The 21713-nt window shown below is 62.8% G+C and carries 23 protein-coding genes; 9 read left to right on the top strand and 14 right to left on the bottom strand.

What is annotated here, in order from left to right; all coding sequences use genetic code 11:
- Positions 1-128: 128 nt before the first annotated feature.
- Entirely contained in the window at positions 129-1577 is a 1449-nt protein-coding gene (gene cysS / locus LB577_RS28640) for a cysteine--tRNA ligase (RefSeq protein ID WP_224689862.1), read from the bottom strand.
- 417 nt (positions 1578-1994) lie between these two features.
- Here cysS and LB577_RS28635 point away from each other — a divergent pair, with 417 nt between their 5' ends.
- Positions 1995-2150, top strand: coding sequence for a hypothetical protein (locus tag LB577_RS28635; protein ID WP_013896350.1), 156 nt, complete (start codon positions 1995-1997; stop codon positions 2148-2150).
- Positions 2151-2229: 79 nt separating this feature from the next.
- Here the strand turns inward: LB577_RS28635 and LB577_RS28630 are convergent, their stop codons facing one another.
- Complete coding sequence (locus tag LB577_RS28630) at positions 2230-2991, bottom strand: SOS response-associated peptidase (RefSeq protein WP_224689861.1); 762 nt, start codon at positions 2989-2991, stop codon at positions 2230-2232.
- A 137-nt stretch (positions 2992-3128) separates the two neighbouring features.
- Here LB577_RS28630 and LB577_RS28625 point away from each other — a divergent pair, with 137 nt between their 5' ends.
- The 4 genes from LB577_RS28625 to LB577_RS28610 all read left to right on the top strand — a co-directional run bounded on the left by LB577_RS28625 (position 3129) and on the right by LB577_RS28610 (position 5526).
- Positions 3129-3563 carry an NUDIX hydrolase gene (locus tag LB577_RS28625; protein WP_013896352.1) on the top strand — a complete coding sequence of 145 codons (435 nt, stop codon included), beginning with the start codon at positions 3129-3131 and terminating at the stop codon, positions 3561-3563.
- Between the two features lie 62 nt (positions 3564-3625).
- Entirely contained in the window at positions 3626-4003 is a 378-nt protein-coding gene (locus tag LB577_RS28620) for a TIGR02301 family protein (protein WP_224689860.1), read from the top strand.
- A gap of 409 nt (positions 4004-4412) precedes the next feature.
- Complete coding sequence (locus LB577_RS28615) at positions 4413-4670, top strand: hypothetical protein (RefSeq protein ID WP_008874920.1); 258 nt, start codon at positions 4413-4415, stop codon at positions 4668-4670.
- A 70-nt stretch (positions 4671-4740) separates the two neighbouring features.
- Complete coding sequence (locus LB577_RS28610) at positions 4741-5526, top strand: alanine and proline-rich secreted protein Apa (protein WP_224689859.1); 786 nt, start codon at positions 4741-4743, stop codon at positions 5524-5526.
- Between the two features lie 6 nt (positions 5527-5532).
- Here LB577_RS28610 and LB577_RS28605 read toward each other — a convergent pair whose 3' ends face one another.
- The 3 genes from LB577_RS28605 to LB577_RS28595 all read right to left on the bottom strand — a co-directional run bounded on the left by LB577_RS28605 (position 5533) and on the right by LB577_RS28595 (position 7943).
- Positions 5533-6270 carry a nucleotidyl transferase AbiEii/AbiGii toxin family protein gene (locus LB577_RS28605; protein ID WP_224689858.1) on the bottom strand — a complete coding sequence of 246 codons (738 nt, stop codon included), beginning with the start codon at positions 6268-6270 and terminating at the stop codon, positions 5533-5535.
- A gap of 64 nt (positions 6271-6334) precedes the next feature.
- A complete protein-coding gene (locus LB577_RS28600) occupies positions 6335-6541 on the bottom strand; it encodes a hypothetical protein (RefSeq protein WP_224689864.1) in 207 nt (68 codons plus the stop codon).
- 70 nt (positions 6542-6611) lie between these two features.
- A complete protein-coding gene (locus LB577_RS28595) occupies positions 6612-7943 on the bottom strand; it encodes a dihydroorotase (RefSeq protein ID WP_224689857.1) in 1332 nt (443 codons plus the stop codon).
- Positions 7944-8018: 75 nt separating this feature from the next.
- On the opposite strand from LB577_RS28595, the gene LB577_RS28590 reads away from it, so the two are divergent.
- The 3 genes from LB577_RS28590 (at position 8019) to LB577_RS28580 (ending at position 11721) form a co-directional block, all read left to right on the top strand.
- Entirely contained in the window at positions 8019-8879 is an 861-nt protein-coding gene (locus LB577_RS28590; protein ID WP_224689856.1) for a YgfZ/GcvT domain-containing protein, read from the top strand.
- The gene (locus LB577_RS28585) at positions 8879-9514 is read left to right on the top strand and encodes a YfbR-like 5'-deoxynucleotidase (protein ID WP_224689855.1); all 636 of its coding nucleotides are present in this window, start codon (positions 8879-8881) and stop codon (positions 9512-9514) included. Before LB577_RS28590 ends, LB577_RS28585 begins: the two co-directional genes overlap by 1 nt.
- Positions 9515-9579: 65 nt before the next feature.
- Positions 9580-11721, top strand: a complete 2142-nt coding sequence (locus LB577_RS28580) for a putative bifunctional diguanylate cyclase/phosphodiesterase (RefSeq protein WP_224689854.1) — start codon at positions 9580-9582, stop codon at positions 11719-11721.
- 10 nt (positions 11722-11731) lie between these two features.
- On the opposite strand, the gene LB577_RS28575 is transcribed toward LB577_RS28580, so the two are convergent.
- Complete coding sequence (locus LB577_RS28575) at positions 11732-12622, bottom strand: fatty acid desaturase family protein (RefSeq protein WP_224689853.1); 891 nt, start codon at positions 12620-12622, stop codon at positions 11732-11734.
- 112 nt (positions 12623-12734) lie between these two features.
- Between LB577_RS28575 and LB577_RS28570 the strand changes: the two genes are divergently transcribed.
- On the top strand, positions 12735-13652 hold the full coding sequence (locus LB577_RS28570) for a LysR substrate-binding domain-containing protein (protein WP_224689852.1): 918 nt from the start codon (positions 12735-12737) through the stop codon (positions 13650-13652).
- 20 nt (positions 13653-13672) lie between these two features.
- On the opposite strand, the gene LB577_RS28565 is transcribed toward LB577_RS28570, so the two are convergent.
- The 8 genes from LB577_RS28565 to LB577_RS28530 form a co-directional block, all read right to left on the bottom strand.
- Positions 13673-13945: a DUF3303 domain-containing protein gene (locus LB577_RS28565; RefSeq protein WP_023768467.1), complete on the bottom strand. Its 273-nt coding sequence runs from the start codon at positions 13943-13945 to the stop codon at positions 13673-13675.
- 18 nt (positions 13946-13963) lie between these two features.
- On the bottom strand, positions 13964-15427 hold the full coding sequence (locus LB577_RS28560) for a RimK family alpha-L-glutamate ligase (RefSeq protein WP_013896362.1): 1464 nt from the start codon (positions 15425-15427) through the stop codon (positions 13964-13966).
- A complete protein-coding gene (locus LB577_RS28555) occupies positions 15427-16524 on the bottom strand; it encodes a peptidase C39 family protein (protein ID WP_224689863.1) in 1098 nt (365 codons plus the stop codon). Before LB577_RS28555 ends, LB577_RS28560 begins: the two co-directional genes overlap by 1 nt.
- Before the next feature lie 206 nt (positions 16525-16730).
- Positions 16731-17522, bottom strand: coding sequence for an anti-sigma factor family protein (locus LB577_RS28550; RefSeq protein WP_224689851.1), 792 nt, complete (start codon positions 17520-17522; stop codon positions 16731-16733).
- A complete protein-coding gene (locus LB577_RS28545; protein ID WP_013896365.1) occupies positions 17519-18037 on the bottom strand; it encodes an RNA polymerase sigma factor in 519 nt (172 codons plus the stop codon). The genes LB577_RS28550 and LB577_RS28545 overlap by 4 nt, the downstream gene beginning before the upstream one ends.
- Before the next feature lie 163 nt (positions 18038-18200).
- Positions 18201-18617, bottom strand: a complete 417-nt coding sequence (locus LB577_RS28540; RefSeq protein WP_224689850.1) for a type II toxin-antitoxin system VapC family toxin — start codon at positions 18615-18617, stop codon at positions 18201-18203.
- Positions 18617-18859: a type II toxin-antitoxin system VapB family antitoxin gene (locus LB577_RS28535; RefSeq protein ID WP_023768472.1), complete on the bottom strand. Its 243-nt coding sequence runs from the start codon at positions 18857-18859 to the stop codon at positions 18617-18619. The genes LB577_RS28540 and LB577_RS28535 overlap by 1 nt, the downstream gene beginning before the upstream one ends.
- A gap of 47 nt (positions 18860-18906) precedes the next feature.
- On the bottom strand, positions 18907-21657 hold the full coding sequence (locus LB577_RS28530; RefSeq protein ID WP_224689849.1) for a DUF2339 domain-containing protein: 2751 nt from the start codon (positions 21655-21657) through the stop codon (positions 18907-18909).
- Between the last annotated feature and the right edge of the window lie 56 nt (positions 21658-21713).

The following is a 21713-nucleotide window of genomic DNA, read 5'->3' as shown; positions in this document are numbered from 1 at the left end:
CTCTGCAGACGATAAGTGACAAAACTGTTCGCGATGTCCTCGCACACCTGTTCGCGATGTCCCCGGTCCAAACACCCCCTTGAGGGGGAGATGCCCGGCAGGGCAGAGGGGGGCGCTTGGCGCCGCCCTCACCGCTTCACCTCCCACGTCGTCACACGTTCGCCGGTGACCGGATCCTTGCCGTCCTTCAACTGCACACCTTGCGCCAAGAGGTCGTCGCGGATGCGGTCGGCTTCGGCCCAGTTCTTGGCGGCGATCAATTCCAGGCGCCTGGCGATCAACCTCGCGACCTCGGCCTCGTCGACCCTGGCCGCGCCGATGTCGAAGCCGAGGAAGAGAAGTGCGGCTTTCAGCGAAGCGGCGGCGGCGTTCTCGCCATGGCCTTCGACTTCGCTCGCCTCGCCGGCAAGCTGGGTCAATTGCTGGAAGGCAGCGTAGGTGGCCAGGTCGTCGGAAAGGGCTTCCACGACCTTAGTCGGCAATTGTCCCGCCGCCGGCGCCAGATCGGCCGCGCGTTTCCATTTGCGCAGCGTGTTCTCCGCTTCCTCCAGCTTGCGCACCGAAAAGTCGATCGGCTCGCGGTAGTGCGTCATCAGCATCGCCAGCCGCAGAACCTCGCCCGGCCAGCTGCGGCCGCCGAAGGTCTCGGTCTCCAGCAGTTCGTGGATCGAGTAGAAATTGCCGAGGCTCTTCGACATCTTCTGCCCTTCGACCTGCAGGAAGCCGTTGTGCATCCAGACATTGGCCATGACATCGGTGCCGTGGGCGCAGCGCGACTGGGCGATCTCGTTCTCATGGTGCGGGAAGATCAGGTCGAGGCCGCCGCCATGGATGTCGAAGACTTCGCCGAGATAAGCCGCCGACATCGCCGAGCATTCGATGTGCCAGCCTGGCCTGCCCCTGCCCCACGGGCTCTTCCAACCCGGCTCTTCGGGCGAAGACAGTTTCCACAGCACGAAATCGCCAGGGTTCTTCTTGTGCGCGTCGACGGCGATGCGGGCACCAGCCTGCTGCTCGTCGAGATTGCGCTTCGACAACTGGCCGTAGTCGGGCATCGACGCCGTGTCGAACAGAACTTCACCTGCAGCGACATAGGCATGGCCGCGTTCGATCAGGCTTTGAATCAAGCTGATCATGTCGGCCTTGCCGTCGGCGCGAGGCTCGACGAATTCGGTGGCGCGCGGTTCGACGGTCGGCTCCAGGCAGCCAAGCGTGGCGACATCGCTGTGGAACTGGTCGGCGGTCTTTTCGGTCACCCGCCGGATAGCTTCGTTGAGCGACAGCTTTCCGGCTGATATCTCGTCGCCGAAATCGCGCAACGCGCGCGCGTTGATCTTGTCGTCGACGTCCGTGATGTTGCGCACATACGTGACATGCGTTTCGCCGTATACATGGCGCAGCAAGCGAAACAGCACATCGAAAACGATCACCGGCCTGGCATTGCCGATATGGGCGAAATCGTAGACGGTCGGGCCGCAGACATACATGCGCACATTCAGCGCATCGATCGGCGTGAAGTCCGCCTTCGTCCGCGTCAGCGTGTTGTAGAGGCGCAGGCCCTTCGATGCGTCAGACATTCCATGCCTTCCCGGTTCCGAACTTTTTGTCTGGATGGAGCCGGCCCCGCGCCGAGGCGCAAATCAGGCTCCAGCCTGCTGGCCGGGGCGTTTGTCCAATCTAGGGGAAGATGAGGCGAAAACGTCCGGACCAGCGCGAGGCTAGCCAATAATGCAAATGCCACAAATGGCGAAAGACGTTTTCATGGGCGGCTTTATCGCCTTGGCCAGTGTTGCCGTCAAGTCGCTGATCCCAGGAAAAACGTCATAAAGACGGGTAAGCGCGTCGCTCGATCACGCGGAATCAGGCAGTGAAACATTTTATTAAACATGTCGGCACAGTCATGAAACATTCGCCGGCTAGATCACCAAGCGTCACGATTTGGTCGGAATCAACCATCAAACGCAGACACGAAGACGTTACCAGGGAAGAGAAAGATGCCTCGAAGCAAGCAAGACGCCAACCGCGCCAAGCAACCGGCGCTGGCCAGCCACTATCGCGCAATCGGTCCGGCCGCGATCGTCGCCGCCCTTCTTCACACCGCTAAGAAGAAGAAGCCGGCGCAGAAGATCGTATCGCCCCGCGCCGCCTGAAGCGATGCGCAGCCGGCGCAACCGCCGGCGATCAGGGCGCGAACAGGCGCCTTGGAAATGAAGCCCTCGACGGGCTTGGCTAGAACAGCGTCATCTGATCGTCGTGCGCGCCAGGCTTCTGGCGCCTGACCTTCTCGGGCTCCGGTCCGGTCTCGCCCCTCTCCTGAATTTCCGGTCCGGTATTGGCGACCTTGTTGACGAGGTCGGACACGGGAATCGCTTCGAAGAAATCAACCTGCGCCGGCCGCAGCAGGTCGGCGACATCGCGCGGCTCGAGCGTGCGGCAATCCAGCCAGCGGGCGAAATCCCCGGGATCGACGACCACCGGCATCCGGTCGTGGATATGGGCGATGTCGGCATTGGCGTTGACGGTCAGGATCGCGCCGGTATCCATTTCCGAACCGCCCGGCTCGGCATAGGTTTCGATCAGGCCGGCAAAGGCCACCAACCCGCCATGCCGGGGCCGTATCCAGTAGGGTTGCCCCTTCTTGCCGCCGGTTTGCCGCCACTCATAGAAGCCGGATGCCGGCACCAGAGCGCGGCGATGGCGCATGGCCGCCTTGAACGAGGCCTTCTCGATCGCGCCTTCCGAGCGCGCGTTGAACAGCAGCGGAAACTCCCTGGTGTCCTTGACCCAGGTGGGAATGAGGCCCCAGCGCACCAGCATCGACTGGCGGTCCGGCAGGTTGGAGCGTGGCGCCCGCGGCACCCCGGAGAGCGCCATCAGCACTGGCTGCGTCGGCGCGATGTTGTAGCGCGCCGGAAATTCCTCCAGCTCAGCCAAGCCCAGAAAGGCGGCGGTCTGGCCCGGCGTGGCGGTCAAGGCAAAGCGTCCGCACATGATCGATCGTGGCTCTCGAATAATTCCGCCGAATGGTTCCGCAAGAAAGTGGCGATGGAACAGCCGCACTGCAACCGCTAAAGCTGTCCGGCACTGGCCGTCCACAGCGGGCTGCGGCGATCGAACGGTTGGGAGCCATGAACGAACAACGAAAGATACTGCCGGCAGTCTCGGTCGCGGTGGTGCGTGGTGACACCGTGCTCTTGGTCAAGCGCGCAAGGCCGCCTTCGCAGGGGCTCTACGCCTTTCCGGGCGGCAAGGTCGAGGCCGGCGAGACACTGGAGGTTGCCGCGAAGCGCGAGTTGCTGGAAGAAACCGGTTTGCACGCCGCCGGTTTTCGCCCGCTTCGGGAAATCCATATCGACGGCAGGGATGAGAGCCATCCGGTCGACTACCGCCTCACGGTCTTCGGCGCCGCTTATGCCGGCGGCGAGGCGGTGGCCAGCGACGACGCCGAGACAGCCGCGTTCTATACGCTCAGCGAGATGGCGGCGTTGCCGCTCGCCGGTTCGGTGTTCGCGGTGGCACAAGATCTGCTGGGGCGACCCGACGGTTCCCCTGCAAGCCGCTGAAATCCGCAACCGTCCCGCTGGAAACGCCTTGCAGGCGACAAATTGTTTGGCCAGATAGACATATGAGCCGCACTTCCCTTCTCGTCGTTTTGTGCCTTGCCGCCAGCACGGGCCTAGCGGTGCGGCCGGCATCGAGCGCGGAGGCGCCGTTCGAGCCTGGCTTGATGCGGCTGGCCGAGGTTTTGGGATCGCTGCATTTCCTGCGTAATCTGTGTGGCGAGAAGGGCGACCAGTGGCGCGTCGAGATGGAAAAACTGCTCGATTCGGAAAATCCGGATGCCGGACGGCGGGCCCGCTTCATCGCCAGCTTCAACCGCGGCTACCGCTCTTTCGGCGGCACCTATACGCAATGCACTGCATCAGCCACCGAAGCCATCAGCCGCTACATGAAGGAAGGCGAGACGCTGACGCGCGACATCGCCTCGCGCTACGGCAATTAGGTCAATTCCAGAAAAAGTGTGACGCGGTTTTCTCTGGGGACAACGGCGAAGCTCTCCAGGCGTCCATCAACAGATATCCGGGCAGTTGAGAGCGGCGGCGGGCATATCCGGCTTGTGCCAGCCAGTGTCTTGGTGCAATCCTGATGTTGCACTTCTGCAACAGCGTTAATCAAACGTTAGCACACAAATGTGGAATTAACTCAAACTGAAGGTTTTCGCCCCGCAGGCCGGCCTAATCGGCTAAGTTTGATCCGAGTTGAATGCAGCTTCGCCAAGCGCAGCCGCCCTTTGTAAAGCACGATCAAAAAAATGTCGTATTTACAAATACTTACTTGGGGCTGCGTGTAAACGAAACAGATCAAGCCTGATTCACACGGATGGATCGCCGCTTGAAAGGGTGGACATCGCTATGGAACATGGTGTCAACGACATCGACGCGCTGGTCAGGGAAGAAAAGCGCCTGACGGCGGTGGAGAGCCACAGCGAAGCTTGGGCGGAAGGCCTTTCGGCCGGCATCGAGCCCGAGATCATTGCCGAGGCGGCGCTCGAGACCGCATTCGGTGAAATGTTGCGCGCCAATGGCGAGACATCGGCCCTTGCCCTGCTCGACCGCATGCGCGAGAAGGTGATTGCTGGCGCCTTCGAACCCGAGCGGCTGCGGCACTGAACCGATATCAGGTTCTTTGACCATCAAGTGCCGTTCGGGCATCATGCCCGGAATCAGGGAGATACGGGCAGTGAATTTTCCGATGTCAGGCAAGCCGAAGGGCTTGGTCCTTTACATCCGTCTCGCTGCTTGCTGTGCCGCGTTTACACTGGTGGCTTGCCTTGAGAGCAGCCCTGCCCATGCGTTGAGCCAGATCCAGCGCGAAGAGCTTCCCTCCCCTGTCACGCCGCCGACGGATAGCGACAGTTCGGCACCCGGAAGCACAGTCCCGATGCCGGATCCCGTGGGGACGCCTTCGACCAGCCAGCCGGCTGCTCCGGACGCGGCAGAGCCCGACAGCCCATCGGATGGCAGCAGCAATAGGCCGCGCGTCGACCCCGAAGCGCCCCTGCCGGAGGTGGTCTATGACCTCGCCAAGCTGCCCGAGCCCGTGCGGCGCATGCACGACCTGATTATCGAGGCTTGCAGGACCGGCGACATCGAAAAGCTCAGGCCGTTGATCGGCACGGGCGACAGCATGACCCAACTGTCGCTGGCCGACATCGACGGCGACGCCATCGCCTTCCTCAAGGGGCTCTCCGGCGACCCGGACGGCCAGGAAATCCTGGCCATTCTGGAAGAAGTGCTCAGTGCCGGCTATGTCCATGTCGACGCCGGGACGCCGCAGGAACTCTATGTCTGGCCATATTTCTTCGCGCTGCCGCTCGACAAGCTCGACGCCAAGCAGCGGGTCGAACTGTTCAAGATCGTCACCGCCGGCGATTTCGACGACATGAAGCAGTTCGGCGCCTACATCTTCTACCGCGTCGGCATCACGCCCGCCGGGCAGTGGACCTTCTTCGTCGCTGGGGATTGAACCTGCCTATGTAGTCGGGCGTTCAGGACTCTTGTCTATGCCGGCATGCGGCCAGATACGAATGCCTTCCTTTCGAAGAGCGGCAATCGCATCGAGCGCCTTGTCGTCCTCCATCTGCAAAATCCTCGCTGCGTGGCGCAGTTCATCGGTCTCACCGAGTCTGTTCACCACCCAGGCGATTTTGCGCCGGATGTCAGCACCGTATGCGGTTTGCGCCTTGTCGACCGCATCGCCCGGGATCTCGCCGTAGGCATTGATAAGCATACCGAGGTCGAACGCATCGCGATAAGCCACCGACCGATCCTGACAACGATCGGCGTTAGCCAGCAGCTTCTCAGCGAACATGTCGGTGCAAACCAGTGCAGGCACATTCAGATCGGGGTCGAAATGCCCCTGCAAGGGGATACGGGCTTCACGCACAATTTCGAATTTGAACTGCTGCCCCTTCAACCGCACGACCGTCCTCAGACCGTATTGATCGATCTGGAAATCTCGGACGGCCTCGACAGGATCGGGAAAGAATGCCCTGACGCCACGTTCGACAGCCAATGTTCTCAGGTCGCGATACCCATTGGCATCCGCGCACAAAAAGTCGACATCCAAAGACCGCCGAAATTCCCCCAGTTTCAACACGATCGCTGTGCCGCCACCGAACCAGCATTGGCTCGCGAACAGGAAATTCCGGTCCATCGATGCGAGGGCTTCGCCGATGATGCGATGTTCAGGCCTCGTGAATTCCTTCATGATCCGCTCGCGCTCAGTTCAGTTCAGTGTTGCCAACGCGAGACGAAAACAGACAAGAGAGACTTCAGCCAGCCGTCAGAAGGATACCATGGCCGAATTCGTCGGCCAGATTTTGTATAAGCAGCTTTTCGCGCACCGTAAGCCGCGTTTGATCGACGAAACGCCAATTGCGTTCGTACAAGGCAAACGCTTCCTCTGCGGAGATCGGCCGGGTAACGTCACGGTTCCACAAGAGCGCCTGTAGCTCCGGAAACTCAGCGGGGACAATCATAGGTCGCGTATATGTGGCCATAGCGTCCTGAACATAGTGCAGAACGCTATAGAATCAAAGGCATGGCTGCCTATGCCGACAGCGCCTCGGAAAACTCGACGGGCCTGCCCTGGCTCGGCGTGACAATTTCGCCTTCCCACATGATGCGGCGACCACGAATGACGGTGCCGACCGGCCAGCCGGTGACCTGCTTGCCGTCATAGGGTGTCCAGCCCGCCTTCGAGCCGGCCTGCGCGTTGGTGATGGTTTCTCGCCGCTTCATATCGACGACGGTGAAGTCGGCGTCATAGCCGGCGGCGATGCGGCCTTTTCCAGCCATGCCGAAGATGCGTTGCGGGCCGTGGCTGGACAGGTCGACGAAACGCTGCAGGGTCAGCCGGCCGGCATTGACGTGGTCGAGCATGACCGGCACCAGCGTCTGTACGCCGGTCATGCCCGAGGGCGAAGCTGGATAGGTTTTTGCCTTTTCGGCCAATGTGTGGGGCGCATGGTCGGAGCCGAGCACGTCGACGATGCCTTGCGCGATGCCATGCCAGACACCGTCGCGGTGGCGTGCGGCACGCACCGGCGGGTTCATCTGGATCAGCGTGCCGAGCCGCGCATAGTCGTCGGCGCTCAGCGTCAGATGGTGCGGCGTCGCCTCGCAGGTCGCGACATCCTTGTGCTGCTCGAGGAACAGGATCTCCTCGGCGGTCGAAATGTGCAGGACATGGATGCGGGCGCGAACGCTGCGCGCAACGCGCACCAGCCGTTCGGTGCAACGCAAGGCGGCGATCTCGTCACGCCAGACCGGATGCGATTTCGGGTCGCCCTCGATGCGTTCGCCAAGGCGCTCGCGCAGCCGAAACTCATCCTCCGAGTGAAAGGCCGCACGGCGGCGGGTATTCCGCAGGATCGAGGCGACGCCTTCATCATCCTCGACCAGCAGGTCGCCGGTTGACGATCCCATGAAGACCTTTATGCCCGCCGCGCCGGGCAACCGCTCAAGTTCGTCAACGTCCTTGGCGTTCTCGCGGGTACCGCCGACCCAGAACGCAAAATCGCAATGCATGCGGCCACTGCCGCGCCGAACCTTGTCGGCAAGCGTTGCCTCGCTGGTGGTCAACGGATTGGTGTTGGGCATTTCGAACACGGCTGTGACGCCGCCGAGCACCGCCGCCCGCGAGCCGGATTCCAGATCCTCCTTGTGCTCCAGTCCGGGCTCGCGAAAATGCACCTGGCTGTCGACGACGCCCGGCAGGATATGCAAGCCGCGGCAGTCGATCGTCTCGCCGGCCGAGGCTTGGCCGAGGTCGCCTATCGCGGCGATCCGCCCGCCCTTCACGCCGACGTCGCGAAGACCCTCGCCGTCATGGTTGACCACGGTGCCGCCTGTCAGGATGAGGTCGTAGGTCATGGTCATGCTCTCTTGCGGGGGGAGTGTCAGCGGCTTACGTAATGGCCAACCGTTTTGCAAGATCAGGCTTTTATTCGCCCCATGCCCTTTACCCTTCTGAAAGACCGCGCGCTGATTTCCGTCTCGGGTCCGGATGCCGAGCACTTCCTGCAGAACATCCTCACCACCGACCTCGATGCGCTGGGTGAAAGCGAGGCAAGACCGGGCGCGCTGTTGACGCCGCAAGGCAAGATCCTGTTCGACTTCCTGATCTCGCGTGCTGGTGAAAACGCCTTCCGGCTCGAATGCCGTGCCGATATCTCGGATGATTTCGTTCGCCGGCTGATGCTCTACAAGCTTCGCGCCAAGGTCGAGATTGCCAAGTCGGAACAGGCACTTGTCTCTGTTGCGTGGGGAAACGAGTCAATCGCCTCACGAAGTGATTCAACGGCGGTTGCCGACAGGCGCTTTGATGACGAGAGCGTCACGCGCTCCTATGCCGGCGCTGCGCAAGCCGACGATGGCGCCGCATGGCAGGCCTTCCGCATCGCTCACGGCATTGCCGAAAGCGGGGCTGACTATGCGCTCGGCGATGCTTTCCCGCACGACGTGCTGCTCGACGAGACAGGCGGCGTCGGCTTCAGGAAGGGCTGCTATGTCGGCCAGGAAGTCGTCTCGCGCATGCAGCATCGCGGCACGGCCAGGCGGCGTGTGTTGATTGTCCAGTCCGAGCTTCCCCTGCCCGCCGCGGGCACCGAGCTGACCGTCGAGGGACGGCCGGTCGGCGCGCTCGGCTCGAGTGCTGGCACGATTGGGCTTGCCATCGCGCGCATCGACAGGGTCAAGGCGGCGCTGGACGCCGGCCGGCCGATCCTGGCGGGCGACGTGCCGGTGACGCTAATCATCCCCACCTGGGCCAAATTCAGTTTCCCGCAGGAAACCGTCGGCGCGGAGGAAGCCTGATGGCGGCGGACCGCACCGGCGCGCCGCCACGCGCCTGGCAGCGCATGCTGTCCGGCCGCCGGCTTGACCTGCTCGACCCATCGCCGCTCGACATCGAGGTTTCGGACATTGCCCATGGGCTCGCCCGCGTTGCCCGATGGAACGGCCAGACCAGCGGCGAGCATGCCTTTTCGGTCGCCCAGCATTCGCTGCTGGTGGAGGCGCTGTTCAACGAACTGATGCCCACGGCTTCGGCCGACGACCGGCTGGCGGCGCTGCTGCACGATGCACCCGAATATGTCATCGGCGACATGATCTCGCCGTTCAAGTCGGTGATGGGCGGCAGCTACAAGGACTGCGAATTGCGCTTGCAGCGCGCCATCCATCTGCGCTTCTCGCTGCCTCCCGACCTGGCGGCGGCGTTGCGCAAGGAAATCAAGCGCGCCGACCAGATCGCCGCCTATTTCGAGGCAACGCTGCTCGCCGGCTTTTCGACCGCCGAGGCAACGGAGTTCTTCGGCCGCCCGCGCGGTTTTTCCGCCGAACGTTTCGATTTCGCACCGCGTTCGGTGACCTGGGCACAGAATGCCTTCCTGAAGAGGTTTTCGGCGATCGAGAAATCGCGGCAGCAGGCCCCGGCACCCGCGATAGGGTAGAAAACGCTAAATTAACCGGAAGCGTCAACAGTGTGATGTTCGATCACGCACCGCAGGCGCGCCCCATGCCCGTCGTGGACGTCAAGGATGGTTCGATCGTCCCGGAACGGGCGGCCGAAGGCATGGAACGCTCACGCCGCATGGAAGACGAACTGCGCGAACAGAACGAACGCTTTTCGGCTGCTGTCGAGAACATGTCGCATGGCCTTTGCATGTTCGACGCCGACGAGCGCATGATCATCTGCAACGGCAACTACATCGACATCTTCTGCCTCGACGCCAAGGTGGTGCGGCCCGGCATCCGTTTCATCGACATCCTGCGGCACAGCGTCGACATTGGCGTCGCGTCGCAAAGCGCCAATGAACTCTACGCCATCCGCAAGCCCTATATCGACCAGGCGAAACCCTCGATCTACGAGGAGGCGCTGGCGGACGGCCGCATCATCCGCATTTCGCACCGCCCGCTGGCCTTGGGCGGCTGGGTCTCGATCTATGAGGACATCACCGAACAGCGCCGCGCCGAGCAGGATCTGAAGGAACAGCATCGCCGCTTCGACGCCGCGCTCGCCAACATGTCGCAAGGCCTGCTGATGTACGACGCCGACGGCAAGATGATCGTGCGCAACGAGCGTTTTCTGGAGCTTTACAAGGTCAAGGCGGCGGATTTCCCGCTTGGGACGACGCATCGCGACGCGCTCGAACGGTTGCTTGAACTCGGCATCTATACGCAGATCGACGTCGACAGCGAAGTTGCCAAGACCGAAGCCTGCCGGCGGGCGGGAAAAATCCATTCGGCCTATCGGCATCTTGCCGACGGCAGGACAATCCTGGTCACACGCCGGCCAATGAGCGGCGGCGGCTGGGTGGCGACTTTCGACGACGTCACCGAGCGCCGCCGCACCGAAGAGCGCATGACCCATCTTGCGCATCACGACATGCTGACCGGGCTGCCCAACCGCTCGATGTTTCGCGAACGGCTCGACCTCGCCCTGGAAGACGCGGCGGCCGCACGGTTGGCGATCTTCTCGCTCGATCTCGACCGCTTCAAGGCGATCAACGACAGCTGGGGGCACCTGGCCGGCGATTGGCTGTTGAAATGCGTCGCCGAGAGGCTGCAGCGTTGCCTGCGCAATGAGACAGACATTGTCGCCCGCTTCGGCGGCGACGAGTTCGTTGTCATGCAGTTCAATTTCAAGGGCATCGCCGATGCCGAGAAACTGGCGAAGCGCATCATCGAAGCGGTCGCAAAGCCGTTTCGCGACAAGAGCCGGGACATGCATGTCGGCATCAGCCTGGGCATCGCCGTTTTCCCCGACGACGGCAGGGACGCCGATGCGCTGTTGAAAAACGCCGATACGGCACTCTATCGGGCGAAGAGCGAAGGACGAAACCTCTATCGCTTCTTCGAACCCAAGATGGACGCCATGGTGCAGACCCGCCGGGCGCTTGAAGTCGACCTCGAGACAGCCTTGCCGCGTCAGGAATTCGATCTCGATTTCCAGCCCATCATGAACATCGCCTCCGGCGAGATCACCGGCGCCGAGGCCTTGATGCGCTGGCATTCCCCGGTGCGGGGGACTGTCGCGCCGGACCAATTCATTCCGGTCGCCGAAGACATCGGACTGATCGTGCCGCTCGGCGAGTGGGCGCTGAGGAAGGCCTGCGCGGCGGCGGCCGGCTGGCCACCAGGCCTGCGTATAGCGGTCAATGTCTCGGCCGTGCAGCTCAGAAGCGACGGATTTGCCCGCAGCGTCATCTCGGCACTGGCTTTTTCTGGGGTGCCGGCCGGGCAGCTGGAACTGGAAATCACTGAAACCGTGCTGATGGACGAGAGCAAAGCCGTCTTGAAGGCGCTGCGGCAATTGCGTGACCTCGGCATTCGCATCGCGCTGGATGATTTCGGCACCGGCTATTCCTCGCTCGGCTACCTCAGGCGGTTCCCGGTCGACAAGATCAAGATCGACCGTTCGTTCATCCGCGACATCGGCAATCGCGACACGGCGGCGATCGTTCGCACCATTATCGGGCTCGGTACGGAGCTTGGCATCGTCGTCACGGCCGAGGGCGTCGAGACGGAGGTGCAACTCGACATGCTGCGCGACAATGGTTGCACGGAGGCGCAGGGTTATCTGATCGGCGTGCCGTCGAAGGCGGCGGACATCCAGCGCCTGTTGAAATCGCGTGCGCCGCGCAGCCAGACCGGCTGAGACAGGCCGCTCAACGCAGTGTCTCGATGTAATTCTCGTGGAAGCTGACATAACCCGGTTCGACCACCTTGAGATGCCGTTCGATCAGCGCGTGAAACCGCGGCAGTTGATGAAACGGCACGCCGGGATAGGCATGATGCTCGGCATGAAAGGGCATGTTCCAGGCGAGCTTGCGCACCACCCAGTTGGTCAGTGTCGTCCTGGTGTTCTCCAGCATGTTGGCGACGAAGGGACAGCGGCCATGCTCGGCCAGCAGATAGAGGCGCAGGAACGGCTGTCCGAGCAAAGCGGGAACGATCCAGACATAGAGAAGCACGGAGAGCCGGAAATAGACGGCGAGCAGAATGACCACGGCATAGATCGCAATCATCACGCGCGCTTCGACCCGTACCTTGGGGCGGCCCTTCGGCGGCACATAGCTGTCCTGGCTGCGCCCAATGGCATTGGCATAGAGCGTCTTGAAATGGCCCCACCACACCGGAATGCCGGAAACATGCACGAGGTACTGCCGCAGCGTCTCCGGTTTCGGGGACGCCAGTTCCGGGTCGTTGTCCGGATCCTGTGTGAAGCGGTGATGGGCGAAATGGAAGTAGCGGAACCAGTCGGCCGGCAGCGCGATCGCCAAGCTGCACACCCGCGCCACCGCATCGTTCAGCCTTTGCGTCTCAAACGCCGTGCGATGAACCGTCTCATGAAGGAGCGTGAACAGGAACACGATCAGGATGCCTTGCGGCAGCATCAGCAGCGGCCAGAATGGCACCTTGGCCGCAATCAGCGCTCCAATGACCGCGATCGCGCCCCAATGGGCGCCAAGCTGAACGAGACCCGCGGCATCGGACTTGGCGGTCAGACGATTGCGCTCTTCCGGGGTCAATGACGCGATGATGTCGCGATGGTCCATCGGCTTCGATCCTGGCTGGGATTTGATGACATCCATTGTAGCCGATGAAAAAACTTTCCAAAAACGACCATTTCTGCGATTTAGATAAGGTGAACTTATCTATCCGGTGATCATGGTTACATCTCCATCGCTGAAAGGACTGCAGGCTTTCGAGGCAGCGGCGCGCACAGGCAGCTTTGCCGCGGCGGCGGAAGAGCTTTCGGTTTCGCCTGCCGCGGTCAGCCAGCTCGTCCGCTCGGTCGAAGAACAGATGGACCGCAAGCTGTTCCATCGCGTCAACCGCCGCGTCGTCCTCACCGAGGCGGGCGTGGAAATGCTGCCACGGCTAACCATGGCCTTCCAGGAAATCGGCAGCGTCGCGCGCGAACTGGGCGGCGACGTCTTCCGCCCGCGCCTGGTGGTGTCGGTCCCGCCATCCATGGCCATGGGTTGGCTTTCGCAGCGCCTGGCCGGCTTCGTCGCAAGCCATGGCGCCGCCGATGTTTCGCTCCGGGGCGATGACGATCCTGTGCCGTTCGATCGCGAGCTGATCGATGTCAGGCTGTCTTACGGCCCGCATTATCGCGAGCACCCGACCGAGGACATCGTCCGTGACGCGGTTTATCCCGTTTGCGCGCCAAAGCTTGCCAGCATGGTCAAGGCAGATGGCGGACCGCTCGCCGGGCTGCCGCTGATCCACACGGACTGGGGGCCGACCGGCGCGTCTTTTCCGTCCTGGGGCAACTGGTTCGACGCGGCCGGCATCCAGCCCGACCGGGCAACGCAGCGCGGCCTTTCGGCCAACTCGTCACGCGCGGCGCTCGACCTTGCCATTTCGGGATTGGGCGTGGCGCTGGCGCAAGGGGTCTATTGCGCCGAGGCTCTGGAGGACGGCAGGCTGGTCCGGCCCGCCGCCAGGGCGATCGCGCTGCGCCAGCCCTATTGCCTGACGATCCCGGAAAGAAGCGGCCGGCGCGACGTCGTGGCGGCGTTCCGCGATTGGCTGATCCGTGAATGCCAGCGCGCAGTGGGTTCGCCGGCATTCCGTTGACACAGCAGGCGGCGAGACGATCAGAGGTGCCCGCTCAATGCTTGCGTCATATCCTTGCTGGTTGCCACGGGAACGATCTCGAACTCGACCAGATCCGCCCATTCGATGACCCAACGTTGCAGCAGTGTGACGTCATCGGCTTCGACCAGCAGGAAGCAGCGGCTCATATCCGCCGCGATCCAGCTGTGGTGCACGACAAGCTCATCCGGCTTCAGGCGGCCCCGATCGCGAAAACGGCGGTAGATCTCCTTGCGGTCGCTGCCGGTGAAATCCTCGATCACGATGAACTGCATGGTTTCTCCTCGGTTGAATTACCGTCCCGGCCTGTCCAGCCGCTCCAGGAACCACTGCGTCAACCGCACCCAGACCTCATCCTTCTCGCCGGAATCCTCCCAGCCATGGTCGAGGTTGGGATTATCGTTGACCTCGATGACGAAGACACCATCCTTGGTCTCCTTGAGGTCGACGCCGTAGAGGCCGTCGCCGATGCATCGCGCCGCCTTGACCGCGGTCTCGACGACATGGGGCGGCGTCTCCTTCAGCGTGAAGGTCTTGATGCCACCCTGGTCGGGCTTGCCATTGGCCTTGTGGTTGACGATCTGCCAGTGCTTCTTGGCCATCAGGTAATGGACCGCAAATAGAGGCTGCCCACCGAGCACGCCGACACGCCAGTCATATTCGGTCGGGATGAATTTCTGCGCGATCAGAAGATCGGAATCCTCCAGCCACTCGGTCGCGAGCCGCGTCAGCTCCTCGAGGTTGGCGCATTTCTTGACGCCGCGCGAGAAAGAGGAGTCCGGGATCTTCAGAACCAACGGAAAGCCCAGCGTCTGCGCGGCGAGTTCGAGATCCGAGGTGCCGGCGATCATCACCGTGGGAGGCACCGGCACCTTGTTGTAGGCCATCAACTCGTTGAGATAGACCTTGTTGGTGCAGCGGATCATCGACAGCGGATCGTCGATGACCGGCATGCCCTCCTGCTGGGCGCGGCGGGCGAAACGATAGGTGTGGTTGGAGATCGAGGTGGTCTCGCGGATGAACAGCGCATCGTAGTTGGCGAGCTTGGCGAGATCCTTCCTGGTGATGGGCTCGATTTCGACCCCCATCTTTTCGGCGATCTTGGCCCAGTAGCGCAACGACGAGATTTCCGACGGCGGCAGTTCCTCATGCGGATCGACAAGCGTGGCGAAGGTGTAGCGCGCCGGCGTGCGGCCCTTGGTGTCGCGCCACTCGCGGTTGGTGTAGGTCTCCAGGCACTGGATGAAGCTTTTTTCCTCGTCCTCGGTCATGCGCGCCAGGGGATGGAAACCGATCTTGCGGATCGAGGCCCATTCGGCGCTGTCCTTGATGTGGACCTCCAGCGCCGGTGCCCTGAACCAGTCGAACAACAGCTTGGCGAAACGGTCCCAAACTTTCGACGGCCCGATGCCGAAAAAGATGCACACCTTCGCCGGAAAGGCGCCGCCGAGATCCTTGCGGCATTTGTTGAGCGCCAATTCCAGTTCCGGCAGCGCATGTTCGTAGAGCTTGCGCTCGGACAGATCGATCATCGTCTCGACGGTCGGGATGACCTTGTGGCCGCGCGAGCCCGCCAGCAGCGAGGCATAGTAGCCGCGACTCTGGTAACCGTAGTTGTTCGACAGGTTGATGACCTTCGGCCGCTGGCCGCGGAACAGCGAGGGATGCGCGAGATACTCGCGATTGGTGATGATCTTGTGCGGTGTCGCCACCTGGTCGAGATCGCTCTGCCTGCCGGTAAGAATGACCCAGGTCATTATCTCTTTCCCAAAGTGATGGCGGCACGCAGTCCGTCGCGGCCGAACTGCGCCATGTTCATGAAGATGCTGTAAGGCACGGGAATGTTGGCGGCATCAAGGATGGTTTCCTGCCTTTCATCCTCGACCCAGGGATCGTGGATCAGGATATGGTCGCCATCGTCGCCGATGGCCAGTACCCAGTGAGGCACCTTCTTGCCGAACATCAGGAAGCCGCTGATCAGCACCAGCACTAGCTTTCCCCCAGCGATCGCGGTTCTGATATCGTCGATGGTGAACGGACGGTAATTCACCGGGATACCGTAAAGTTCCGCGCGGCGGCGAAAGTCGACCTGGGCCAGCTCCATCACCCGGCGCTTGTCCTCGCTGCGCACCGACTGCAGGAACAGCGCGCCGTAGAAGGAAACGAAAATCTCCGCCGCGAGTCCGCTTTCGTAACCCGAGACCGCCAGGCCGAACGGCTCGCAGCCGCCAGGTCCAGACATCATGAAGACGGTCGTCGCCTCGCGCCAGAGGCGGATTTCCATCACCGGGTCCGGCACGAAGCCCCGGTCGAAATTGGCCATGGCCATCATCAGGCAGCACGGACCGCAGGTGAACTCGCAGGTCTGCTGATAGAACGGCACCTTGGTGGCGACCGGGAGATCGCCGCGCAGTGTCTTTTCATAACGAAGCGCGGTCTCGCCGTCGGAGTAGTAGCCCGGCTCGCGGCCGATCTTGCGATAGCCGGCCTGTTCGTAGATGCGGATGGCCCGGTTGTTGTCCTCGCGCACTTCGAGGCGCAGCATCATGCGGTCGTGCTCGAAGGCTGCCTCCTCGGCCGCCGACAGCAGCTGGCGGCCGACACCGAGTCCCCCGAAAAACGGGCCGACAGCTATGGAATAGAGCCGCGCGACCCCGCTGCCCTTGCGAAACAGCACGATCGAATAGCCGGCGACGCGGCCATCGATTTCGGCGACCAGCGCCTCGGCTGTCTCACGCTCGATGAACTGGCGAAAGGAGCGGCGGGAGATGCGGTCGCTCGAGAACACAGCTTTCTCGATGGCGGCGAGATCATCGACGTCGGACGCGCGGGCCGTGCGGATCTCGGCAGGCATGCGGCTTGAGGAAACCTCGATTGCGTTGCGGAAACGGCCCCGGTCAGAAACGTCGCGAACACCGGCCGAAGCGCCGGTATTCATCAAGCGCTATCGCTCCTTGATTAGGGCCGAATTGTGACAGTTTCGGTGACGGCAGCGAAGCCGGCAAGCTTTGCGCAAGATCGCCGTTTGAAGCCTGCCCGTTGCGGAAGATCACAGCCCGCTCAGCTCGCGAGACCAGCCAAAAGCTGGCCATAGGCATTTTTGGCCACGACCGCCAATTGCTCGCGCGGCAGCGAGCCGACGACGGCGCAGCCATAGCCCTTGTCCAGCCAATAGACGGCCTGCGGCCCGTCCTGCGCCGCAGCATAGGTGCCCTTGGCGTTCTCCGTCGATTCCGCGGTGACGAAGAGCGATATGCGCTCACCCTTGTCGTCCTCGTAGAGCAGCATCGCGGCCTTGCTTTCGCCGGCCGGCAGCAGCCGTCCGCCGATCAGTTGAAAACCGTTGGCTGTCAGGTCCGGGGCGACCAGCCTCAAGCCGACCCGATTGGACAGCCAGGTCTGCAAATGATCCTTGTCGCTGGCAGGCACTTCCACGGCATGCCGCTTCTCGGCGGCGAAGATGACATGGGCGGCGATCGCCTGTTCGGCGAGCCTGTCTTCAGCCGGATCCTCCTGCCCGATGCCGTCGATGCCGGCAAAGTAGCCGCCAAATCCGCCCGCGGCCAGAAGCACGGCCGCGGCAGCAGCAAGCCACCAGCGCGAGCGTGGCGCGGCGACCCTGAGCGGTGCCTCGCCGAGCACCACCTTGCGCAAACGCAGGGGTACAGCCTCATCCAGCACACCGCCAAAGGCGGCGCGCAATGCCTCCCGGTCGGCGCTGAAGCGGACGCTCCTGGCCTTCATCTCGGGATTGGCTTCGAGCCAGGCATCGTAGGCGGCACGCTCGTCGGCCGGCAGCTCGCCGTCGAGCGCCATGTGGATGTCACGTTCGGAAAAATCGCGGCGGATCATTTCTCGACGATCCTTATCGTGCGGCGGCGCGCCGTATCATCCAGCAACCCACGCAATTCCTCACGCCCACGCGCGATGCGTGACATCAGCGTGCCGGCGGGCACGCCCAGGATGTTGGCGGCTTCGGCATAGGAAAAGCCCTCGATCGCGACCATGACAAGCGCGGCGCGACGATCGGGGCTGATCGCCTGCAAAGCATTGATGATCTCGCGCGAGGCGATGCCCTCCAACTGTTCGGCCGGCTGGGCAACCGCCTCGCCCGCTTCCAGCGGCAGCATCGCCGCCTCGCCGCGGCGGTTCACCTTGCGCATCTGGTCGATGAACAAATGATGCATGATCGTAAACAGCCACCTCCTGGGGCTCTCTCCCGTCTGCCAGTTCTCGAGCCGCAGCAGTGCGCGTTCGAGGCAGTCCTGGACGAGGTCGTCGGCAGAATCGCGGTCGCGCAAAAGCGAGCGTGCGTAGCGGCGCAGGCGCGGTATTTCGCCAAGGATTGCTGCCTTCTTTTCGTCCATGACCGCTGGTTTCTGAGGTCGCCTTTGTTGATCTCGATTGAACGCGCCTTCCCGGCGCGGCGCAAGCGGCCAGCGCGAAGCGGTCCGCCGCCCCGGTCACCCAAGCAATGAGATAACGAGCCCGTCGGCCGATTTATTCCCGGCAATCAACAAGAAAGCCGAATTATCCCAAATCGGTAAACGGGAAATCATTGCCCTTGTAGAGCAGCGGAACATTGAGACTTTTGGCACAAGCGTAGGCGAAACAGTCGCCGAAATTCAGTTGGGCCTGATGGCCGACAGCCTTGCCATAGCGCCCACTTGCATCAATGGCCTGGGAGCCAATGTCTTCGCCGATGACCACATCTTCCGCGCCAATTTCCACAATGAAACGATCGATCAGATCGCGAGCCCTGAGAAGGGTTTCAGCATCCGGCCTGTGGGAGCCCGCGGCTGCGCGCGCCACTGCCTGCGTCGCCTCGAAACGCACCAGCGCAGATACGTAGAGCGGGCCGGCAAAACCGGAAAGCCGCTTGACCAGTTCCTCCCACCCAGGTTCCCAATAGAGAATTCCGACGATCACCGATGCGTCGACGAACATCAGTCTTCCCACATCTCGTCGGTGAATTTCTTCATGTCGAAATCGGGGTTGGGCAGGCCAAGCTTCCTGGCCTCGGCTTGCAACCTCGCAATCCGATCGCGAAGCGGCACCGTGGCGCGATTGCGCTCAAGTTCGTGTACCAAGGCGATCCGAACCGCCTCCGTTTTGCTCGGGGCGTTGGTCTCGCGCTGCAATTTGGTTGCCAGCGCATCCACCTCATCGTCACGGATGTAGAGCGGCATGGAATATCCTCCAATGGATATTCATATATTCTACCTTGCATATTCCTTCAAGATGCTACGCTTCCCTCCTTCGCCGCCCGCGTCAAAAGTCGCTGGTAAAACAGACCGATGCCGATCAGCACGGCACCAAGCCCGATAAAGGACAGCGCCCTGAGCACGCCCTCCAGTTCGGACATGTCGAAGAGGAAGACCTTCAGCACTGCGACAGCGATCAGCCCGGCGGAGGCAATGCGCAGCACCTGCGACTTCAGCCAGACGCCGGCGGTGAGCAGCGCCACGCCGATGACCAGCCAGAGCGCCGAATAGGTGTAGGTTTCCAATTGGCCAAGCCCGCTCCACAAGCCGATGAACTCGCCCTTGAACAGGCGCCTCACCGACAGCGTGGCATAGGCAAAGGCAAGCAGCGCCGCCACCAGCGCCAACATCTGCGCATACCATTTCGGCCGCTTGTCCCTGGCGTACAACGCCAGCCCGCCGGCGGCGACCGCCGGCAGGAGATAGGCGAGGAACAACAGGTTGAACACCGGGATCCGGCCTGTCGATTCGTCCGTGAGCAGCGGATTAAGCACCACGAAATGCCTGACAACGATGAAGGCGACCGAGACCACGCCGACGGCCATCGAACCATAGCGCAGCACCGAACTTGGCGAGCGCATGTCGATGGCGACCAGGATGGCGCCGGCGCCGATCGCGATCAGCGTGTAGATCGCCTGTTCGGCGAGCGTCATGGCACCCGTGTCGATGACGCCGCCATGCATGGCGTGACGCACCAGCATGGCAACGGTTAGCAGCGCAAACAGCGCCGCGGCCGCTTCCATGGCGAGGCGCGGCCGGCCATCGGTGGTGCGGGCGAGTTGCCAGGCGGCGAAGCCGAAGGCCAGCGCCGGTATCCCGTAACCCGGCAGCAGCCAGTTGAACACCGGTGTGGTGGAGAGGAATTCAGCGCCGACGATTGTCGGATCGAAGGCGACGCGGCCGAGCACCGCGATCACGGCGCCGACAGAAATCCAGCCGAGCGCCGGATAAGAACGCCAGCGTGTCGCCAGCGCCGGTATGATGGCCGCGGCACCCAGCAACATGGTGGTCCAGCCCGAGCCAAAAGCCATGTGCAGCATCAGGAGGCCGGCGATTGCCGCGCCGCCCAAGGCAAATGATACGGCCGTTCCACCCTTGAGCGGCGGCGCTTCGGCCCTTGCGATCCACTCGCCGCCGGCGGCGAAAATCACCACCAGTAGTGCCGCGATGGCGGCGTAAACAAAGTCGCGGTCGAGATTGCCGAAGGTGAACCAGAGCGCCAGCAGGATGACCAGCGGCACGACGACGGCCCATGCCGCCCAAGAGGCGGACCGCGGCCAGGAGGAGGCCGCGAACTTCCGGGCTGCCCAGAGACCGGCGCCAATGAAGACCAGGCCCAGCGCGATGCCGATGCGCCATGTCAGCGCGTTGGAGGTTGCAAGCGGCAGCCCATCGACACCAAGAGCGCCGCCCGAAAAATCGGAAGCGATCGAGGTCGGCGGTATGATGCCGAGATAGATCAGCACCGTCGCCAATCCGGCGGCGAAAAGCAGGGGCAGCGCCAGCGGTCGACAGAGCGCGACGGCCACCATCATGGCAAGCAGCACTGCCGCCGGCAAGGCATCGCCGGCGGCGGCGAAGACCGGGTCGACCGACAGGCCCAGCGCCGAGAAGGCGACGAACAGCCCAGGCACGATCGACGGCCAGTCGAAAACCCTGGCCCGTCCGGTCTCGTCGCCACGACGGCCGAGCCAGACAAAAGCGAGCACGGCAAGCGTGACCGCGTTGATGAACAGGATGGCGGAGAGGTTCGCCCCCGGTGCGTCGGTCATGTAGAGGATGGTCCAGATGCCGGTGCCGAAAAAGGCCGCCGCCATCAGCAGCTTCCAATCGCGCATGCGGGCGATGACGCCGGTGGCGGCAAGCACGATGGCCAGATAGCCGAACAGCGCCCATGGATTGGGCGCCTGCGAGGCGATCAGCACCGGCGTCACCATGGCGCCGACAAGGCCGATGCCCGCCAGCGCCTGGCCGTGGACGAGAGCGGCCGCGATGGTCGCCACGCCGATGGCGCCGAGCAGCGTGAAGGCGAGAGCCGGCCCGATGAAACCGTAAATGCCATGGGCGGCGTAGACGGTGCCGAACAGGATGAAGGCACCCGCCGCTGTCAGGATTGCCGGAATGTAGGCGCCCGCGGCGCCTTGCACGGGCATCTTGAAGCCGGTGCGGCGGATGAACTCGCCGCCCGCAACCAGCACCAGCCCGAGCACCGCAGCCATGATGAGCCGCACGCCGGGACCGAAAATACCAGCCTCGATGGTGTAGCGGATCAGGAACAACCCGCCCAGCGCCAGCGCGATGCCGCCCACCCAGACCGCCCAGCGGGTGCCGAGCGCCGTTTCGACATCGGATTGGCGGGCGGCTTTCGGCGTTGTGGCAGGTTCGGTGGGCTCCGTTGCCTTCGGCTCGCCCGCGGTCCATGGCCCGGACATGATCTCGCCGGACGGAGCTTCCGCTTCTGCAGCGGGCATCGGTGCGGCGGTCGGCTCGCTCACTGCTGCTGGAGCCAGATCGGCCGCTGCCGCCGGCACCGGCGCCGCGTCCTCCTTGCCATCGGTGGCCGCCGGTTCGGACGGCTTGACTGCAGCGGGCACGGCGCCTGAAAGCACAAGGCTGCGCAACGCACCAAGTTCGCGCTCGATCAGGCCGATGCGGCCTTGCTGGCGCGAAATGATGACGAACAAGGCGATGATGGCGACAAGGCCGATCAGGCTCTCAAACATGGCGGTTCCCCCAAACCAGGCCAGTTTTCACTGACGTTTCGTCTCACTGACATTCA

Origin of the sequence: Mesorhizobium sp. B283B1A (assembly GCF_020165735.1) — a bacterium.
GTDB lineage: Bacteria > Pseudomonadota > Alphaproteobacteria > Rhizobiales > Rhizobiaceae > Mesorhizobium > Mesorhizobium opportunistum.
The sequence above is the reverse complement of the archived record's forward strand: the minus strand, read 5'-3'. Positions and strand labels throughout refer to the sequence as shown.

Coding starts and splice junctions, on each gene's coding strand:
- LB577_RS28565 (WP_023768467.1), bottom strand. CDS start 13,945: ATGCAGTTCATCGTGATCGAGGATTTCACCGGCAGCGACCGCAAGGAG.
- LB577_RS28600 (WP_224689864.1), bottom strand. CDS start 6,541: ATGATTGTCCCCGCTGAGTTTCCGGAGCTACAGGCGCTCTTGTGGAAC.
- LB577_RS28550 (WP_224689851.1), bottom strand. CDS start 17,522: ATGATCCGCCGCGATTTTTCCGAACGTGACATCCACATGGCGCTCGAC.
- LB577_RS28580 (WP_224689854.1), top strand. CDS start 9,580: ATGCCCGTCGTGGACGTCAAGGATGGTTCGATCGTCCCGGAACGGGCG.
- LB577_RS28625 (WP_013896352.1), top strand. CDS start 3,129: ATGAACGAACAACGAAAGATACTGCCGGCAGTCTCGGTCGCGGTGGTG.
- LB577_RS28630 (WP_224689861.1), bottom strand. CDS start 2,991: ATGTGCGGACGCTTTGCCTTGACCGCCACGCCGGGCCAGACCGCCGCC.
- LB577_RS28585 (WP_224689855.1), top strand. CDS start 8,879: ATGGCGGCGGACCGCACCGGCGCGCCGCCACGCGCCTGGCAGCGCATG.
- cysS (WP_224689862.1), bottom strand. CDS start 1,577: ATGTCTGACGCATCGAAGGGCCTGCGCCTCTACAACACGCTGACGCGG.
- LB577_RS28540 (WP_224689850.1), bottom strand. CDS start 18,617: ATGTTCGTCGACGCATCGGTGATCGTCGGAATTCTCTATTGGGAACCT.
- LB577_RS28555 (WP_224689863.1), bottom strand. CDS start 16,524: ATGCCTGCCGAGATCCGCACGGCCCGCGCGTCCGACGTCGATGATCTC.
- LB577_RS28590 (WP_224689856.1), top strand. CDS start 8,019: ATGCCCTTTACCCTTCTGAAAGACCGCGCGCTGATTTCCGTCTCGGGT.
- LB577_RS28620 (WP_224689860.1), top strand. CDS start 3,626: ATGAGCCGCACTTCCCTTCTCGTCGTTTTGTGCCTTGCCGCCAGCACG.
- LB577_RS28605 (WP_224689858.1), bottom strand. CDS start 6,270: ATGAAGGAATTCACGAGGCCTGAACATCGCATCATCGGCGAAGCCCTC.
- LB577_RS28535 (WP_023768472.1), bottom strand. CDS start 18,859: ATGCCGCTCTACATCCGTGACGATGAGGTGGATGCGCTGGCAACCAAA.
- LB577_RS28635 (WP_013896350.1), top strand. CDS start 1,995: ATGCCTCGAAGCAAGCAAGACGCCAACCGCGCCAAGCAACCGGCGCTG.
- LB577_RS28615 (WP_008874920.1), top strand. CDS start 4,413: ATGGAACATGGTGTCAACGACATCGACGCGCTGGTCAGGGAAGAAAAG.
- LB577_RS28595 (WP_224689857.1), bottom strand. CDS start 7,943: ATGACCATGACCTACGACCTCATCCTGACAGGCGGCACCGTGGTCAAC.
- LB577_RS28530 (WP_224689849.1), bottom strand. CDS start 21,657: ATGTTTGAGAGCCTGATCGGCCTTGTCGCCATCATCGCCTTGTTCGTC.
- LB577_RS28570 (WP_224689852.1), top strand. CDS start 12,735: ATGGTTACATCTCCATCGCTGAAAGGACTGCAGGCTTTCGAGGCAGCG.
- LB577_RS28560 (WP_013896362.1), bottom strand. CDS start 15,427: ATGACCTGGGTCATTCTTACCGGCAGGCAGAGCGATCTCGACCAGGTG.
- LB577_RS28575 (WP_224689853.1), bottom strand. CDS start 12,622: ATGGACCATCGCGACATCATCGCGTCATTGACCCCGGAAGAGCGCAAT.
- LB577_RS28545 (WP_013896365.1), bottom strand. CDS start 18,037: ATGGACGAAAAGAAGGCAGCAATCCTTGGCGAAATACCGCGCCTGCGC.